Here is a 16,405-nt window from a genome sequence, read left to right on the forward strand (position 1 = left end):
TTGCAGAGGCGAATTTGGCGCCGCGTTGAAATGGGCGGGGCGACGAACCATCTTGGGCGTTCGCGCGCTGTTGGAGGTTGTGGATCGAATTCCCTTCTGCCCGCCGGGCTCCAGCCCTAATGTGACCGCGATCGAACGGTTACGCTTGTTGCGCGTTGTCGTTCGCGAGAACGCAAGTTCAGGAGAAGACAGACTTGGCCAACATTACCCTGATCGATGACGACGAGAACATCGTGGCGTCCGTATCGCTGGCGCTGGAAAGCCATGGCCACAAGATCACCGCCTATCACGACGGCGCATCGGGCCTGGCCGCGCTGGAAGCGTCGCCGCCCGATCTGGCCATCCTGGACGTGAAGATGCCGCGCATGGACGGGATGGAGGTGCTGCGTCGCCTGCGCCAGACCTCGCAGATCCCGGTCATCATGTTGACGTCCAAGGACGAGGAGATCGACGAGATCCTCGGCTTCAACCTGGGCGCCGACGACTATATGCACAAACCGTTCAGCCAGCGGCTGCTGATCGAACGGGTCAAGGCCCTGCTGCGTCGCACCGGCGCAGACGGCGGCGAGCCGGAGACGGCGGCTGAGGTCTCGGGCCGGGCGATCAAGCGCGGCAAGCTGTCGATGGACCCCGCGCGTCACGAATCGACCTGGGAAGGCAAGCCGGTCAAGCTGACGGTGACCGAGTTCCTGCTGCTGCAGGCCCTGGCCCAGCGGCCCGGCTTCGTGAAGAGCCGCGACAACCTGATGGACGCCGCCTACGACGATCAGGTCTATGTCGACGACCGCACCATCGACAGCCACGTGAAGCGGATGCGCAAGAAGTTCCGCGCCGTGGACAACGAGTTCGACGCGATCGAGACCCTGTATGGCGTCGGCTACCGCTACCGCGAGAGCTGACCTTCCGGGCGGGCGCGAGCCCGACGAGGAGCCTGTGCGCCGGCCGTTGTTCCGCTTCGGCGGATCGCGGCTGGGCGGCTTCATCCTGGCCCTAAACCTGCTCAGCCTGCTGATCCTGTTCGGCGGGGCTCTGGCCCTGAACGAATGGCGGCAAGGGCTGATCGAGGCGCGCCAGGAATCGCTGAGCGTCCAAGCCGAACTGCTGGCCAACGTGCTGCGCGAGGAGGGGGTGACGCGGGGCGAGCCGACGCCCGAGCTGGATCCGATCCGCGCCTCGCTGTGGCTGACCGACCGGTTCATCCCGGCGGGCCAGCGGGTCAGGCTATATGACATCAACGGCCTGTTGCTGGTGGACAGCTATCAGGTGACCGAGGCCATCGGCGGGCAGCCTCTGCCCGACGCCAATCCGGCCGGCGCCCCGACGCCCGACAGCGCGGCGGCGAGCATCGTCTCAGAACGTCGCGTCGCCCGCGCCGACAGCGAACTGGCCGCCGAGGTCTCGGCCGCGCTGGAAGGCGCGCCCCAGGCGACCCTGCGCCGCAATGAATCCGGCGACCGGGTGGTGTCCGTCTCCATCCCCGTGCGCCATGTGCGCCAGGTGCTGGGGGTGCTGACGGTCGAATCCGGCGACGTGGACGAGATCCTGAGCGCCCAGCGGCGCGCCCTGGTGCCGTTCGCCCTGGTGGCGCTGGGCGTCAACCTGCTGGCCTCGCTGCTGCTGCATCTGTTCGTGGCGCGGCCGATCATGCGACTGTCGGCGGCGGCGGATCAGGTCAAGCTGCAACGCGCGCGCGCCATCTCCCTGCCGGATCTGGAGGATCGCAAGGACGAGATCGGCGACCTGGCGCGGTCGCTGGAATCCATGACCGACACCCTGTCGACGCGGATGGACGCCATCGAACGGTTCGCGGCGGATGTGTCGCACGAGATCAAGAACCCCCTGACCTCGATCCGTTCGGCGCTGGAGACCCTGCCGCTGGTCAAGACCGATGCGCACCGCGAGAAGCTGACGGCCCTGCTGCAACAGGACGTGCGGCGGCTGGACCGGCTAATCACCGACATCTCCAATGCGTCGCGGCTGGATGCGGAGCTGTCGCGGGACCGGCCGCGCCCGGTGGACGTGAACCGGCTGCTGGCCGACATCGTCGGCATCTATGAGACGACGGCCAAGCCCGGAGACATTCCGGTGACCTTCACGGCGCCCGAGCAGCCGCTGCGGGTCATGGGGCGCGACGGGCCGCTGGGGCAGGTGTTCCGAAACCTGATCGACAACGCCCGCTCGTTCAGTCCGGCCGGGGGCGTAGTGAAGGTGACGCTGGAAGAGACGACGGACGACCTGCCGATCCGGGTCCGGGTCGAGGACCAGGGGCCGGGCATTCCAGCCGAGAACCTGGAGACGGTGTTCGAGCGCTTCTACACCTCGCGGCCCAAGGGGGCGGCGTTCGGGTCGAACTCGGGCCTGGGCCTGTCCATCGTGCGCCAGATCGCCGAGGCGCATGGCGGACGCGTCCATGCCGAGAACCGTCCCGACGGCGGCGCCCGGTTCGAGATTGTCTTCCCGGCGGTCGGCCGCAGGGCATGAGGATGGAGCCGCCCGTCCACGCCACCACGGTCGCCATTCGGCGCCGGGGCGAGTGGCAGGGGGTGATGATTCTGGGGCCGTCGGGCGTGGGCAAGAGCGATCTGGCGCTGCGGCTGATCGGGCGCGGCTGGCGGTTGATCAGCGACGACTACACCCAGGTCTGGACGTCGGGCGGGGCGGTTCATGCCTCGGCGCCCGCCTCGATCACGGGTCGAATCGAGGTTCGCGGGGTCGGAATCGTGTCCGCAGCGACACGCCCCCTGGCCCGCGTGGTGCTGGCCGTCGCCTGCGTGCCGGAGGCCGTCGAACGGCTTCCAGAGCCGCAGACGCGGGCTTTCGCGGGGGTGGACCTGCCCCTGCTGGCGCTGGACCCCCGACCCGCTTCGGCCGTCGATGTGGTCGCAGTCGCGCTGGAGACGCTTTGAAACCCTGAGCGACGGGTCTATGACACGCCCCTTGCGGTCCAAAGAGGGCGGCGTCCGGCCTCCCTTGCCGGGCGGGGGAATGCCTGGGACGGTTCGGGGCGGGATGCGAGTGAAGTCCTCATGATCGGTCTGGTGATCGTCACCCACGGCGGGCTGGCGTCCGAATTTCTCTCCGCCATGGAGCATGTGGTCGGCCCGCAGCGCGGCGTCGCGGCCATCTGCATCGGGCCGGACGACGACATGGAGCGTCGGCGTCGCGACATCGTGGACGCCGCGGCGGCCGTGGACGACGGCGACGGCGTCATCCTGCTGACCGACATGTTCGGCGGCACGCCGTCGAACTTGGCCATTTCGGTCATGGAACAGACCCACGCCGAGGTCATCGCCGGGCTGAACCTGCCCATGCTGATCAAACTGGCCAGCGTGCGCGGCCGCGAGACGCTGGAATCCTGCGTCGCCCATGCGCAGGACGCCGGGCGCAAATACATCTCCGTCGCGTCCTGGGTGCTCGCAGGCGAAAAATGACCGTCACCGCGACCCTGAACATCTGCAACACCCGGGGCCTGCACGCCCGCGCCTCGGCCAAGTTCGTCAAACTGGCCTCCAGCTTCGAAAGCGAGATCCACGTCACCCGCGACGGTGTGACGGTGGATGCCCGCTCGATCATGGGCCTGCTGATGCTGGGCGCCGGCATCGGCTGCAGCATCGACGTCTCCGCCGAAGGTCCGGACGCCGAAGAGGCCATGGAAGCTCTGACCGACCTCGTCGCACGGAAGTTCGACGAGGATCAGTAGAGGGCCGTCACCCTCAGGGTCTGACAGCGGCATTCCAATCATCTGTTTTAGGATGGGTGGCGGAACTCCACTTCACCGATAGTTTTCAACTTGGGGTTCACGCTTTTGGAGGATGGTTCCTCCATGGCGATTTACAGCTCCCAGGCCAGAACGCTGGCCAAGGCCAATCCATTTCAGAAGTTCGCCAGCGTGGAAGCCGCGCGTTTTGGTGTCGAAGAAGGCGCGGCAGGCTTTTACGCCATCGCGATCACACACGTCTTTTCGGCAATCTACGCGTGGCGGTTTCCGTTCAGTACGCTTGTCACCCGAGACCCGAACACAACAGCGCCCCTTCTCCTTGTTCTGGCCGCCGTCGCAATGGTGGGAGGCTTTTACCTTCGTGCTGTGCCTAATCGCTTCGTTGCTCTCGGGATGACAGCATGGGCGATTGTCGGCCTTGCGTATCCCTTCACCAGATGGATTTATGGCTGGGCTGCTTTTTCCGCGTTCAATCTAGTGGGTGTTCTGGCCGGTATTCTGGCGACGCGAGCCGCCTTTGCGCTGGTTGAACTTCGCAAGGCGCAAGCAAAGTGAGCTTTCGCAACCGGCCTGAGCGGATGGTCGCAGCGGCTTGGAATTGGACGCGGCGTTGATGAGTCGCCGCACATTGATGTGGGCGTTTTCGCCCCTTTGCCTTCTGGCTCTTGCGTCTTACGCCCCAGCTGGAGACCCCAAACCTGGAGATATCGTAAAGCCGGGGCGACCCCGCTTGTCGATTACCAAGCCTCAAGGTTTGGTGGAGCAGAGCCTCTACGAATATGTCCCCGGCGGTCATCGGACTACGGGGAAGAGAATACGCTTCCGACTGCCTCCTGTCATGGTTTTGCCTGACGCGACGCCCGGCCCGAGGATGCGGCTGCTCATCAATATTTCTGCGGTAAACGGCTCTTCGCCCGCCGACGACGATATCAACGTCCTTATGTATAGTGATGATGTCGGCGGAAACATCGGTTTTCACAACATTGGTGATTTTAATCACTCATTTGACGGGTTCGGATACCCTGTCGAGAACGGTCTCTTGCTAGATCCCCAATCATGTAACGTTGATCGATACCAAGCGACGAAATTTTCGTCCTCTCAGAAATCCGCTCTTATCGCTGCCGACATGGCCGCCGACGGCGATCCTGCGGCCGATACCTTCATCGTTGGTTATCCCAAGGGCGCTGATGCGTACCAAGCTGTGGGGGGCTGTTTAGAAGCGAGAGTAAACTGCGCCCTCCAGTCCAGCTACAGGGGTTGGCCGATCTATATTTCCTTCAAGAAGACGGATGCGTGCGGGGTGATCGAGATCATCAGACGCGTCCGCGCCTCTCTGGACCGGTATTTAGTCGACGAGACCCCGCGCGGGCCTGCGTATGCCGATACCCGTTGGACCCCGGTTACTGATCGCTGGAGAGACTGATTATGAGGTTTCTAGGATTATCCATCCTTGGTCTATTGGCGGCGTGTTCCTCTCCAGCCAGCCCTCAACCGATCAACCAAGGACCAGCAACCAATGCTGAAATCGAAAGCCATCTCAAGGATCGTCTGAGAGATTTGGCGACTGCCTATCCTGAGGCCGAGCTTTCAGCATTTGCGTTTTCGACCGACAGACGCACGATTTGCGGGCTTGTCACATCGCCAGGAGAAACGCCGATGGTGTTCATATCGAGCGACACGAATCCGGACACGGTTGAGGATAGGCCGCTCGGAATCCCCAATCTGGGGCGGGTAGGCAACTGGTCTCACGAGCGGAACCAGTCTGCCCAAGCTCGGGTGCAGCGACAGTGCGCAGCCCAAGGCGTGGCTGTGAGACCGTAAGATGAAGTTTGGCGCTTTGACTGGGATCTGCTGATCAGCAAAACACATCAAGGTCCTGACGCATCAATTTTCCCGAGGATGACGGAGTGGGGCGCTACAGCCCCAGCGCCCTACGGATGTCGCGCCAGTCGACGTATTTGAAGTTCTGCGTTCCCACGTCGTTGACGTCGTCCTGGATCACGACCAGGCCCTCGGGGAAGGGGCCGACCGGGCCGCTGGCGGCGGCCAGGCCATCCGTGCCGGTGATGCCGTCGACCGCGCCGTCGACGACCTTGAACCGGCCTTTATATTCCGGCGCAGCGCCGTCGATGCGCCAGACGGGGAAGGTGGAATCGCCCTGGCTGGAGGCGATCAGGTAGCGGCCCGAGGCGTCGGTGATGGTGGTCAGGCCCTCGGCGTCGGCGACCAGAATGTCCTTGGCGATGGGCTGGATCAGGGTGCGGGCCGCGCCCGACGCCGGGTTCAGGCCATAGCGCCACAGGCCGACGTTTTCCTCGTTGATAAAGAGGGCGTCGGTGGCTTCGTCGGCGGCGCAGCCTTCGGAGATCGTGCCGATCTCGGCGCGGCGGACCTCGCGGGCGGCGGGCTTGCCGTCGGCGCCGACGCTCAGGATGAACTGGCGCAGTTCGCCCTCATGGCCGACCAGGATGGCGTGGACCTCGGCCCCGCGACGCGCAAAGCAGAAGCCATAGGGCTCGATCACGTCGGTGGCGACGGCGCCCCAATAGCGCACGCCGTTCTGGCCGGTCCCGGCCGGGTCGAAGGTGTAGAGCGAGATGCCGGTCTTGCCCGGCGTGCGGTCGCTGGCGCCCAGCACCACCTGCGGGCGGCCGCCCACCGACAGGCCCTCGACCACATCGACGTTGTTCAGCAGGCCCTCGGGCAGGAACTGCAGGATCTGGCCGTCGAAACCATAGATATAGAGGCCGGACTTCTTGTCCGTGCCGGCGACGAAGCCGGGTGTTTGTTTGCCCATCACTGTGACGGGCGTGGCGCTGGCCCAGACGGCGGGGTCGTCGGCGGCGTCCTGGCCCGCCGTGCCGACCGACGGCGTTTCCAGCACGGCCTGGACCGGCGCGCCGGGGCCGACGAAACCTTCGCCCTCGCCCTGGAAATCGACCTCGTGCGTGGCGCAGGCGGCCAGAAGCGACATTATGGCGCAGGCGGCCAGCAGGCGGGTGGTCGAGCGGTGCATTTTTAGTCCCCGAAATGGTCTGAAGGCGTCCTGTCGTGAAGGAGCCACGCCGGTCAACGGCGCGACCATGACGGTTGGGCGTCGTTTCGATGACTGATGATCCGTCATGGGATCGATCGTCGCCGTCCTGTCCGAAATTCGCGAAGTTCACGTCGCGGAACCGTCGCTTACGCGTCGTCGCCAAACGTTAATCGGGCCCCCCATCGGCTGAAGCGAAACGTCGCTCGCCGAAGGGGACCTATGACATGAAACTGAACCTGCTGATGGGCGCAGCCTTTGCGCCGATGATCCTGGCGCCGCTGGCCCTGCCTGCGCATGCCGATGTCGCCGTCACCTCGGCGTCCGCCGCCGTTGCGGGCGACGTGATCTATGGCCGCGTGACCAACGCCGCCGGCTCGCCTCTGCCGGGCGCGGAAATCCTGGTGCGCGGCACCGGCCAGCGCGCCGTGACCAACACCCAGGGCGAGTTCACCCTGCCGGCCGCCGGCGGCCAAGTGGTGCTGGACGTCCGCTACCTGGGCCTGCCCTCGACCAGCCAGACGGTCATGACGACGCCGGGCGAGGGCGCCAATGTCGCCATCGTCCTGGGCGTCCAGTCTGCGACGGACGTGGCCGACGTGGTCGTGACCGGGGTGATCACCGACGGCGTCGCCCGCTCGCTGAACCAGCAGAAGAACGCGCAAGGCACCGTCAACGTCCTGTCGGCCGACGCCATCGGCCGCTACCCCGATCCCAACGTCGCGGAATCGCTGCAACGCGTCCAAGGCATCGCCATCCAGCGCGACCAGGGCGAAGGCCGCTACATCAACGTGCGCGGCGCGCCGTCGTCCTTCACCGCCGTGTCGGTGGACGGGGTTCAGGTTCCCGCCGTCGATCCCGGCACCCGCGCCGTCGATCTGGACACCCTGCCCAGCGACATCGTCGCCAACATCGAGGTCTCCAAGACCTTGCTGCCCAGCCAGGAAGCCGATTCCATCGCCGGCGCCGTCAACATCAAGACCCGTTCGCCGTTCGACACCCGTCGCCTGGCGCTCAGCGGCTATGCCGGCGGCAGCTATAACGACTACGGCGGCTCGGACACCCGCGCCGCCGCCACGGCGTCCAACGTCTTCGGCCCGAACGAGACCTTCGGCGCGCTGTTGTCCGTCAGCTATTCCGAAACCAACCGCCGTCCCGACAACGTCGAGAACGCCTGGGTCAAGGAAGAGCAGAACGGCGCCGACGTCTTCGTGCTCGAAGAGACCCTGTTCAAGGATTACGAGACCAAGCGCACCCGCCAGGCGGTGACCGGCGCCCTGGAATGGCGTCCGAGCGACGACTTCCGCGCCTATGTGCGGGGTTCGTTCGCCCAGTTCGAGGATGACGAGTACCGCAACACCCTGGGCCTGATCTATTCGGACGGCACGCTGCAACCCGGCGCCACGAACACGACGGCGACCTACACCGGCGCGCGCATCACCCGCCAGGTCCGTCATCGCACCCAGAAGAACGAGATCACCACCCTGGTCGCGGGCGGCGAAAAGACGTTCGACAACGGCGCCGTGTGGGACGCCAGCCTGTCGTGGGCAGACAGCGAGCAGACCTATCCCAACCGCAACGAGCTGCTGTATCGCTCCAGCGCCACGACGCTGAGCTACAACACCGCCGATCACTATATGCCGACCTATTCGATCTTCACCGATCCGGCCGGCTTCTATCGCAACCCCGCCAACTTCACCTTCCGCGAGAACACCTTCCGCGAGAACACGACCAAGCAGGAAGACGTCGCCTTCAAGACCAACTTCGAACTGCCCAGCCAGTTCGGCGGCCGTGAAGTGACCTGGAAGTTCGGCGCCAAGTTCAACACCCGCGAGATCAACGCCGATGAGCAGCGCTATCGCGGTCGCACGCCGGCTGTGCCCAACCCCGGCACTCTGGCGTCGTTCCTGAGCGACCGTCCGTCGCGCAACTATGACTATGATCTCGGCTTCAAGTTCGACGCCGGAAAAGTGGACGACTATTTCGCCGGCGCGCGCGCCACGTCGCCGATCCGCCTGCCCGACTCGATCGCGGCCGATTACACCGCCCAGGAAGACATTCTGGCCGGCTATGCGCAGGCGCGCTTCGATATCGGCGCGAATAATGTCGTCGTCGGACTGCGCGTCGAGAACACCAAGTTCGACGGCGAGGCGGCGGCCCTGATCGACAACGACGGCACCGATCCGTTCGAGATGGCCAAGGTCAGCCGTGACGACACCGAGTTCTTCCCGAACCTGACGGTGCGCCACACCTTCTCGGACAACCTGATCGGTCGTTTCGCCCTGACGCGCTCGATCTCGCGGCCTGAGTTCAATCAGATCGTTCCGCGTCGCATCGAGGAAACCGATGGGTCGAACATCTCCTACGAGATCGGCAACCCGGACCTTCAGCCGACCCTGTCGAACAACATCGATGCGGGTCTGGAATACTATTTCAACAGCCTGGGGGTCGTGTCGGCCAACGCCTTCTACAAGGACCTGACCGACTATCGCTACATCCTCAAATACACCGAAGATTTCGGTGTGGACGGCGAGGCGGACTTCGAAACCCCGATCAATGCGCCTGACGGTCATCTGGCGGGCCTGGAGCTGAACCTGCAGCAGAAGTTCGACTTCCTGCCGGGACTGCTGTCGGGCTTTGGCGTCTTCGCCAACTACACCTGGACCGACGCCGAGATCAAAACGGCCCAGTCCTATGGCGGTCGCGACACCTTCTCCCTGCCGGGCCAGTCGGACAGCAACTATAACGCCGCCCTCTTCTACGAGATGGCCGGGTTCAGCGCGCGCCTGTCCTACACCAAGCGCGGCGACTATCTGGAAGAGATCAACGCCGACGACGCCGATCTGGACCTCTATGTCGAGGGCCGCGAACAACTGGACTTCACCGCCAGCTATGACTTCGGCAATGGGGTGGAAGTGTTCGGCGAGGCCAAGAACCTGACGGACAGCGCAGGCGTTCGCTACTACGGCTCGCGCGAGCGGACCTATGAGTACGAGAAGTTCGGCTACAACGTCTTCGTGGGCGTGCGCTTCAAGCTCTAGGGGCGCCGACCGAACGTGATCGAAGGGGCCGGGCGGCGACGCTCGGCCTTTTTTCGTGGCTCGCACCTCTGCAATTGGTCGAAACGCGGCCCCATATGGGGTCCAGCGGTTGACCCGTGCGGGGTCGGCGCTAGTGTCCGCGCGCCTTTCCCCGCGCGCCAGAAGACCAGAGGATACCATGGCCGAAGCCACCGCCGCCTACGACGTCGTCATCATCGGCGGAGGCCCTGGCGGCTATAACGCCGCGATCCGTGCGGGCCAGCTGGGCTTGAAGGTCGCCTGCGTCGAGATGCGTTCGACCCTGGGCGGCACCTGTTTGAACGTCGGCTGCATGCCGTCCAAGGCTCTGCTGCATGCCTCGGAACTGTGGAACGCCGCCAATACCGAGTTCGCCAAGATCGGCATCGAGGTCCAGCCCAAGCTGAACCTGGGCCAGATGCACAAGTCCAAGGACGAGAGCGTCACCGCCCTGACCAAGGGGATCGAGTTCCTGTTCAAGAAGAACAAGGCCGACTGGATCAAGGGCCGTGGCAAGATCGTCGGCAAGGGCAAGGTCGAGGTGACCGCCGCCGACGGTTCGGTCCAGACGCTGGACGCCAAGAACATCGTCATCGCCACCGGCTCTGAGCCGACCCCGCTGCCGGGCGTCGCCTTCGAGGACGGCAAGGTGATCGACTCTACCGGCGCTCTGTCGCTGCCGGCCGTGCCGAAAAAGCTGATCGTGGTCGGCGCCGGCATCATCGGCCTGGAGCTGGGTTCGGTCTGGCGCCGTCTGGGCGCGGAAGTGACCGTGGTCGAGTTCCTGGACCGGATCACGCCGGGCATGGACACCGAGGTCGCCACCGCCTTCCAGCGCACCCTGACCAAACAGGGCATGAGCTTCAAACTGGGCGCCAAGGTCACGGCCGCCAAGTCGGTCAAGGACGGGGTGGAGCTGACGGTCGAGCCCTCGGCCGGCGGCGCGGCGGAAACGATCAAGGGCGACGTCGTCCTGGTCGCCATCGGTCGTCGTCCCTACACCGACGGCCTGGGTCTGGAGAGCGTCGGCGTGACGCCGGACAAGCGCGGCTTCATCGACCATGACCACTTCAAGGTCGCGGATGGCGTGTGGGTGATCGGCGACGTGACCCACGGCCCGATGCTGGCGCACAAGGCGGAAGAGGACGCGGTCGCCGTGATCGACACCATCGCCGGCAAATACGGCCACGTCGACTACGCCCTGGTCCCCAGCGTCGTCTACACCTTCCCCGAAGTGGCCTGGGTCGGTCAGACCGAGGACCAGCTGAAGGCCGCTGGCGTCGCCTACAAGAAGGGCAAGTTCCCGTTCGCCGCCAACAGCCGCGCCAAGATCAACCACGAGACCGACGGTTTCGTGAAGGTGCTGGCCGACGCCGCCACCGACAAGGTGCTGGGCGTGCACATCATGGGCCCGCAGGCCGGCGAGATGATCCACGAAGCCGCCATCACCATGAGCTTCGGCGGCGCGTCGGAAGACATCGCCCGCACCTGCCACGCCCACCCGACCCGTTCGGAAGCCGTCCGCCAGGCGGCCATGGATGTCGAAGGTTGGATGATGCAGGCCTGATCCGGCGCCGCGTCGAAAGGCGCGGGCCTTCAGGACCAGAAAAAAGGCCCGGTCGCTTTGCAGCGGCCGGGCCTTTTGCTGTTCGGCGGGAGGGGCGTCAGGCGGCCCAGGCGGTCTCGCGGCCGAGTGCCCCGCTGCCATTGGTTTGGCGACCCGTCTCGATGCGGAAGCGCGACATCAGTTCGGCCAACTGCTCGGCCTCGTGGCTGAGGGCCTGGTTGGCGGCGGTGGTCTGTTCGACCATCGCAGCATTTTGTTGAGTGGTCTGGTCCATCTGGTTCACGGCGACATTGACCTCGGCCAGACCCACCGCCTGTTCGCGAGCGGAGGCTGCGATCTCGGCGGCCAGCAGGTTGATGTCCGCGACCTGGCTGATCAGGGCGGTCAGGGCGCCGCCGGTCTGGGACACCAGCCGGGCGCCTTCGCCGACGCTGGCGCTGGAGGCCGCGATCAGGCCCTTGATCTCGCGCGCGGCGTCGGCCGAACGCTGGGCCAGGGCGCGCACCTCGGAGGCGACGACGGCGAAACCGCGACCGGCCTCGCCGGCACGGGCGGCCTCGACCCCGGCGTTCAGGGCCAGAAGGTTGGTCTGGAAGGCGATCTCGTCGATGACGCCGATGATCTCGCCGATGCGGCCCGAGGTGCTCTCGATCTGGCCCATGGCGGCGGTGGTGTCGGCGATGATCCGCTCGCGCTCCTCAGCGCCGCTGCGGGCCTTGGCGGTGATGCCGGCGGCGGACTGGGCGCCCTCTGCGGTCTTCTTCACCGTGACGGTGATCTGATCCAGGGCGGCGGCGGTCTCTTCCAGAGCGGCGGCCTGCTGCTCGGTGCGGCGCGACAGGTCGTTGGTGGCGGTGGTGACCTCGGCCGTGCCGGAGCGCATCGCCCCGACCAGTTCGATGATGTCGCCCATGGTCGCCGTCAGGGTGTCGGCGGCGGCGTTGTAGTCGTCCTTCAGCTTCCTGCTGCGCTCGGCGAAGGTGGTGGTGATGCGATAGGTCAGGTCGCCGCGGGCCAGGGCCGCCAGGCCGTCGCCCAGGGCCTCGACCACGACGGCGTCTTCGGCGGCCAGGCGTTCGCGTTCGGCCTCGCTGGCCAGACGCGTGGTGCGGGCGGTCTCGCGCATGGTTTCGGCCTCGGTCTCTGTTTCCTTCTGGCGCACGGCGGCGTCGCGGAAGGCGATGACGGCGCGCGAGATCTGGCCGATGTCGTCGCCGCGCGAGACCCAGGGGGCGTCGAAGTCGGTGCGGCCCTGGCGCAGGGCCTCCATCCGGTCGCACAGGCCTTTCAGCGGCGAGAACATCCGGCGCGACACATAGAGGCAGGCGCCTAGCGTCAGCAGGGCCACGACCAGGCCACAGGCGAACAGGGCGATCATCATATGGTTCACCGAGGCCATGAAGTCGGCCTTGGGAATGCCGACATACAGGACGCCGATAGTTTCGCCCGCCGCCGTCTTGATCGGGTCGTAGGCGACGAAATAGGGCTTGCCGAGGATGTCGGTCTGGCCGCGATAGGGTTTGCCGTCCTTGAGCACGGCGTCGAAGACCGGGCCGGGCTTTAGCCGGGTGCCGACGGCGCGCGAGCCGTCGTCCTTGACCACATTGGTCGTGATGCGCAGGTCGCCCATGAAGACGGTGGCCGTGCCGCCAACGAGGGTCTTGACCCGATCCACGGGGGCGGTGAAGTCGTTCATCGGCGTCGAGCCGACGTAGAGCTTGCCGTCGCGCGCAGTGAAGCCGTCGCCATAGTCGGCCAGCACGTCCCAGGCGACCCGCATGTTGGTTTCTTGGCGCTCGGCCGCCCTGGCCTCGGCGTCGCGGGTCAGAAGGACGGCGGCGACCGCCATGACGGCCAGGGTCAAGGCGCCGAGGGCGGCGATGACCATCAATGCCGTCTTGGCCGACAGGGAAAGGGCGCTGAGCTTCATCGTCTGGTCCGGGTGGAAAGGCCGGGGGAGCGGCCGAGCGTCAGACCTGCCGGAACGAGGTTAAAATTCTCAACCTATAAGGGTTCTTGCGTAGTCGGCTCAGGCCAGTCCCTTCAGGCGATACAAGGCTTCCAGGGCCTCGCGGGGGCTTAGCGCGTCGGGATCGACGTCCTGCATGGCCTTCTCCAGCGGCGAGGGGCCGCGCATCGGCTCCGGCTCGGCGACGGCGAACAGGGGCAGGTCGTCCAGGCGGGCGGCGGCGGCCTTTTCGCCCTCCAGCCGTGTCAGCACCGAGCGGGCGCGGGCGACGACGGCGGCGGGGACGCCGGCCAGTTTGGCGACCTGGACGCCATAGGAGCGGTCGGCCGCGCCGGGCGCCGCCTCGTGCAGGAAGACCAGTTCGCCGTTCCATTCGCGCGCGACCATGGACAGGTTGCAGACGTGGTCCAGTCGCGTCTCCAGCTGGGCCAGCTCGTGATAATGGGTGGCGAACAGGGTGCGGGCGCGGTTGGTCTCGTGCAGGGCCTCGGCCGTAGCCCAGGCGATGGCCAGGCCGTCGTAGGTGGCGGTGCCGCGCCCGATCTCGTCCAGCACCACGAAGCTCTTCGGCGTGGCCTGGGTCAGGATGGCGGCGGTCTCGACCATCTCCATCATGAAGGTGGAGCGGCCGCGCGCCAGGTCGTCGCCGGCGCCGACGCGACTGAACAGCCGGTCCACCACGCCCAGCCGCATAGACCGCGCGGGCACGAAGGCGCCGGCCTGGGCCAGGATCACAAGCAGCGCGTTCTGGCGCAGGAAGGTGGACTTACCGGCCATGTTCGGGCCGGTGACGATGGCCAGGCGCGATCCGTCCTGGCCCGATCCGTCCAGCCGGGCGTTGTTGGGGGTGTAGGGCGACCCTTGCGCCTTGACCGCCGCCTCGACGACGGGATGTCGGCCGGCCTCGACGCAGAAGGTCAGGGTGTCGTCCACGACGGGCCGGGTCGCGCCGACCTCTTGCGCCCATTCGGACAGGGCGGCGTGGGCGTCCAGTTCGGCCAGGGCCTCTGCGACGGCCTGAAGCGGCTGGGCCAGGCGCGCGGCCTCGCGTCGCCAGCCTTCGAAGGTCTCGCCCTCGATGGCCAGGGCGCGGTGGCCCGCCTGGCTGATCTTGGCGTCCAGTTCCGACAGTTCGACGGTGGTGAAGCGGACTTGGTTCGCCAGGGTCTGGCGGTGGATGAAGGGGCTCTCGGGACCGGCGCGGAACAGGGGTTCCGCCGCCTTGGCCGAGGTTTCCAGGAAATAGCCGAGGACGGCGTTGTGCTTGACCTTGAAAGGCACGCCGGATTCGGCGACGGCGCGGGCCTCCAGATCGGCGACCACCCGGCGGCTGTCGTCGCGCAGGGTGCGGGCGGCGTCCAGTTCGGGGCGATAGTCGGGCCGCACATAGCCGCCGTCACGCGCCAGATGCGAGGGCTCGTCCACCAGCCCGTCGATCAGATCGGCCTTCAGCCGCGACACGTCCGCCGACAGGGTCAACCGGTCCAGAGCCGAGGCGATGCGGCGCGGCTGGCCGGTCAGGGGATCGACTTGCCCGACGAAGAGGCCGGCTACGCCCTCGGCGATCGACAGGCCGATGCGCACCGCCGCCAGGTCACGCGGGCCGCCACGCCCCAGGGCCAGCCGTCCGACAGCGCGGGCGATGTCGGACGACGCCTTTAGGGCCTCGCGCAGGTCACGCCGCAGATCGCGCCGCTCCAGCAGCCATTCGACGGCGTCGAGCTGTTCGTTGATCGCCAGGGGATCGCGCAGGGGCCGAGCGATCCGTTCGGCCAAAGCCCGCGCGCCGCCCGAGGTCACGGTGCGGTCGATGCAGGCGAGCAGCGATCCCTCGCGCTCGCCGCGCTGGGTGCGGTCGATCTCCAGGCTGGTGCGGGTCGCCGGGTCGATGGCCAGAAAGCCGCTTTCGCCCAGCCGGCGCGGCGGGGCGAGCGCAGGAACCTTGCCGGCCTGGGTCGTCTCCAGATAGGCGGCGATCAGGCCCAGCGCCGAGACCTCCGCCTCCTCGAAGGCGCCGAAACCGTCGAGCGCCGAGACGCCGTACAGCCGCTCGACCCGCACGCGCGCGGCCTGGGGTTCGGCGATGGCGCTGGCCAGGGCCTGGACCACGCCGCCCGAGCCATCCAGAGCGTCACGCGTCGCCTCGTCCGAATACATCCGGTCGGTGACCAGAACCTCGGACGGCCGGAAGGCGGCGAGGGCTGCGCCCAGATCCTCGATGGCGCAGGCGACGGAATCCACCGCGCCGGACGACAGCTCGACCACGGCGACCGCCGCCCGCCCCTTGCGCACCGCGACCGCCGCCAGACGATTGGCGCCGCGCGCGTCCAGCAAGCTGTCCTCGGTCAGGGTGCCGGGCGTCACTACCCGCACCACGCCGCGATGGACCACGGCCTTGCCGCCGCGCTTCTTGGCCTCGGCGGGGTCTTCCAGCTGTTCGCAGATGGCGACCTTGTGGCCCATGCGGATCAGGCGGGCGAGGTAGCCTTCCATGGCGTGGACCGGCACGCCGGCCATGGGGATGTCCTCACCCTGGTGCTTGCCCCGCTTGGTCAGGGTGATGCCCAGGGCGGCGGCGGCGACCTCGGCGTCCTTGAAGAATAGCTCGTAGAAATCGCCCATGCGGAAGAAGAGGATGGCGTCCGGCTGGCCGGCCTTGGCCGTTAGATATTGCGTCATGAACGGCGTCGCGCCCTCCAGCGAAGCGGCGATTTCGGGGGGGTGAGTGACGGGGGCGTTCATGTGGCGACAGGGTGACGGATCGCGCCCGGCGGCTCAAGGCCGTTGAACGGCCCTTGCACAGGCTTGTCGCCCCTGCGATAGGCCGCGCCAGGCGGTTTAGGGAACACGGTGAGACACCGTGGCTGTGCCCGCAACTGTAGGCGGCGAGAGCGTCGTCCGTCCGGGGTCTGACGACTTCGGCGCCACTGGGCAACTGGGAAGGCGAGGACGGCGGTTTTTGACCCGCAAGCCAGGAAACCTGGCCGCCAACGTCGCTCGTCGCTGTCCGGGACCAGGCAGAGGCGCGGGGACTATCTCGTCGCAGCGACCCGACCTT

General features: G+C 66.6%; 12 protein-coding genes and 1 riboswitch. Of the genes, 9 read left to right on the plus strand and 3 right to left on the minus strand.

The window, feature by feature from the left end; all coding sequences use genetic code 11:
* Positions 1 to 194 precede the first annotated feature (194 nt).
* The 7 genes from CHRYSEO8AT_RS07575 (at position 195) to CHRYSEO8AT_RS07605 (ending at position 5,141) form a co-directional block, all read left to right on the plus strand.
* Positions 195 to 899, plus strand: a complete 705-nt coding sequence (locus CHRYSEO8AT_RS07575) for a response regulator transcription factor (protein ID WP_159848575.1) — start codon at positions 195 to 197, stop codon at positions 897 to 899.
* Positions 868 to 2,481: an ATP-binding protein gene (locus tag CHRYSEO8AT_RS07580; RefSeq protein WP_159848578.1), complete on the plus strand. Its 1,614-nt coding sequence runs from the start codon at positions 868 to 870 to the stop codon at positions 2,479 to 2,481. The genes CHRYSEO8AT_RS07575 and CHRYSEO8AT_RS07580 overlap by 32 nt, the downstream gene beginning before the upstream one ends.
* Before the next feature lie 2 nt (positions 2,482 to 2,483).
* The gene (locus CHRYSEO8AT_RS07585) at positions 2,484 to 2,906 is read left to right on the plus strand and encodes an HPr kinase/phosphorylase (RefSeq protein WP_236547459.1); all 423 of its coding nucleotides are present in this window, start codon (positions 2,484 to 2,486) and stop codon (positions 2,904 to 2,906) included.
* Positions 2,907 to 3,026: 120 nt separating this feature from the next.
* The gene (locus CHRYSEO8AT_RS07590) at positions 3,027 to 3,431 is read left to right on the plus strand and encodes a PTS sugar transporter subunit IIA (protein WP_159848584.1); all 405 of its coding nucleotides are present in this window, start codon (positions 3,027 to 3,029) and stop codon (positions 3,429 to 3,431) included.
* Positions 3,428 to 3,700, plus strand: a complete 273-nt coding sequence (locus CHRYSEO8AT_RS07595; protein WP_017506134.1) for an HPr family phosphocarrier protein — start codon at positions 3,428 to 3,430, stop codon at positions 3,698 to 3,700. Before CHRYSEO8AT_RS07590 ends, CHRYSEO8AT_RS07595 begins: the two co-directional genes overlap by 4 nt.
* A gap of 123 nt (positions 3,701 to 3,823) precedes the next feature.
* A complete protein-coding gene (locus CHRYSEO8AT_RS07600) occupies positions 3,824 to 4,273 on the plus strand; it encodes a hypothetical protein (RefSeq protein ID WP_159848587.1) in 450 nt (149 codons plus the stop codon).
* A 316-nt stretch (positions 4,274 to 4,589) separates the two neighbouring features.
* Positions 4,590 to 5,141, plus strand: coding sequence for a hypothetical protein (locus CHRYSEO8AT_RS07605; RefSeq protein ID WP_236547460.1), 552 nt, complete (start codon positions 4,590 to 4,592; stop codon positions 5,139 to 5,141).
* Between the two features lie 492 nt (positions 5,142 to 5,633).
* On the opposite strand, the gene CHRYSEO8AT_RS07610 is transcribed toward CHRYSEO8AT_RS07605, so the two are convergent.
* Positions 5,634 to 6,734: a phytase gene (locus CHRYSEO8AT_RS07610; RefSeq protein ID WP_159848593.1), complete on the minus strand. Its 1,101-nt coding sequence runs from the start codon at positions 6,732 to 6,734 to the stop codon at positions 5,634 to 5,636.
* Positions 6,735 to 6,979: 245 nt separating this feature from the next.
* Here CHRYSEO8AT_RS07610 and CHRYSEO8AT_RS07615 point away from each other — a divergent pair, with 245 nt between their 5' ends.
* Complete coding sequence (locus CHRYSEO8AT_RS07615) at positions 6,980 to 9,793, plus strand: TonB-dependent receptor (RefSeq protein ID WP_159848596.1); 2,814 nt, start codon at positions 6,980 to 6,982, stop codon at positions 9,791 to 9,793.
* 178 nt (positions 9,794 to 9,971) lie between these two features.
* The gene (gene lpdA / locus CHRYSEO8AT_RS07620) at positions 9,972 to 11,378 is read left to right on the plus strand and encodes a dihydrolipoyl dehydrogenase (RefSeq protein WP_159848599.1); all 1,407 of its coding nucleotides are present in this window, start codon (positions 9,972 to 9,974) and stop codon (positions 11,376 to 11,378) included.
* A 97-nt stretch (positions 11,379 to 11,475) separates the two neighbouring features.
* Here the strand turns inward: lpdA and CHRYSEO8AT_RS07625 are convergent, their stop codons facing one another.
* Both CHRYSEO8AT_RS07625 and mutS read right to left on the minus strand, forming a co-directional pair.
* Positions 11,476 to 13,308, minus strand: coding sequence for a methyl-accepting chemotaxis protein (locus CHRYSEO8AT_RS07625; protein WP_159848602.1), 1,833 nt, complete (start codon positions 13,306 to 13,308; stop codon positions 11,476 to 11,478).
* A 99-nt stretch (positions 13,309 to 13,407) separates the two neighbouring features.
* On the minus strand, positions 13,408 to 16,089 hold the full coding sequence (mutS, locus tag CHRYSEO8AT_RS07630; protein ID WP_159848605.1) for a DNA mismatch repair protein MutS: 2,682 nt from the start codon (positions 16,087 to 16,089) through the stop codon (positions 13,408 to 13,410).
* A gap of 50 nt (positions 16,090 to 16,139) precedes the next feature.
* A riboswitch (cobalamin riboswitch) is annotated at positions 16,140 to 16,350 on the plus strand.
* Positions 16,351 to 16,405: the final 55 nt, after the last annotated feature.

The organism is Brevundimonas sp. G8, assembly GCF_902506205.1.
Classification (GTDB): domain Bacteria; phylum Pseudomonadota; class Alphaproteobacteria; order Caulobacterales; family Caulobacteraceae; genus Brevundimonas.

Excerpts from the sequence above, each read along its gene's own strand:
- CHRYSEO8AT_RS07590 (WP_159848584.1), top strand. The coding sequence starts at position 3,027 with ATGATCGGTCTGGTGATCGTCACCCACGGCGGGCTGGCGTCCGAATTT.
- mutS (WP_159848605.1), bottom strand. The coding sequence starts at position 16,089 with ATGAACGCCCCCGTCACTCACCCCCCCGAAATCGCCGCTTCGCTGGAG.
- CHRYSEO8AT_RS07580 (WP_159848578.1), top strand. The coding sequence starts at position 868 with ATGGCGTCGGCTACCGCTACCGCGAGAGCTGACCTTCCGGGCGGGCGC.
- CHRYSEO8AT_RS07610 (WP_159848593.1), bottom strand. The coding sequence starts at position 6,734 with ATGCACCGCTCGACCACCCGCCTGCTGGCCGCCTGCGCCATAATGTCG.
- CHRYSEO8AT_RS07595 (WP_017506134.1), top strand. The coding sequence starts at position 3,428 with ATGACCGTCACCGCGACCCTGAACATCTGCAACACCCGGGGCCTGCAC.
- CHRYSEO8AT_RS07625 (WP_159848602.1), bottom strand. The coding sequence starts at position 13,308 with ATGAAGCTCAGCGCCCTTTCCCTGTCGGCCAAGACGGCATTGATGGTC.
- lpdA (WP_159848599.1), top strand. The coding sequence starts at position 9,972 with ATGGCCGAAGCCACCGCCGCCTACGACGTCGTCATCATCGGCGGAGGC.
- CHRYSEO8AT_RS07585 (WP_236547459.1), top strand. The coding sequence starts at position 2,484 with ATGGAGCCGCCCGTCCACGCCACCACGGTCGCCATTCGGCGCCGGGGC.
- CHRYSEO8AT_RS07605 (WP_236547460.1), top strand. The coding sequence starts at position 4,590 with ATGCGGCTGCTCATCAATATTTCTGCGGTAAACGGCTCTTCGCCCGCC.
- CHRYSEO8AT_RS07615 (WP_159848596.1), top strand. The coding sequence starts at position 6,980 with ATGAAACTGAACCTGCTGATGGGCGCAGCCTTTGCGCCGATGATCCTG.
- CHRYSEO8AT_RS07600 (WP_159848587.1), top strand. The coding sequence starts at position 3,824 with ATGGCGATTTACAGCTCCCAGGCCAGAACGCTGGCCAAGGCCAATCCA.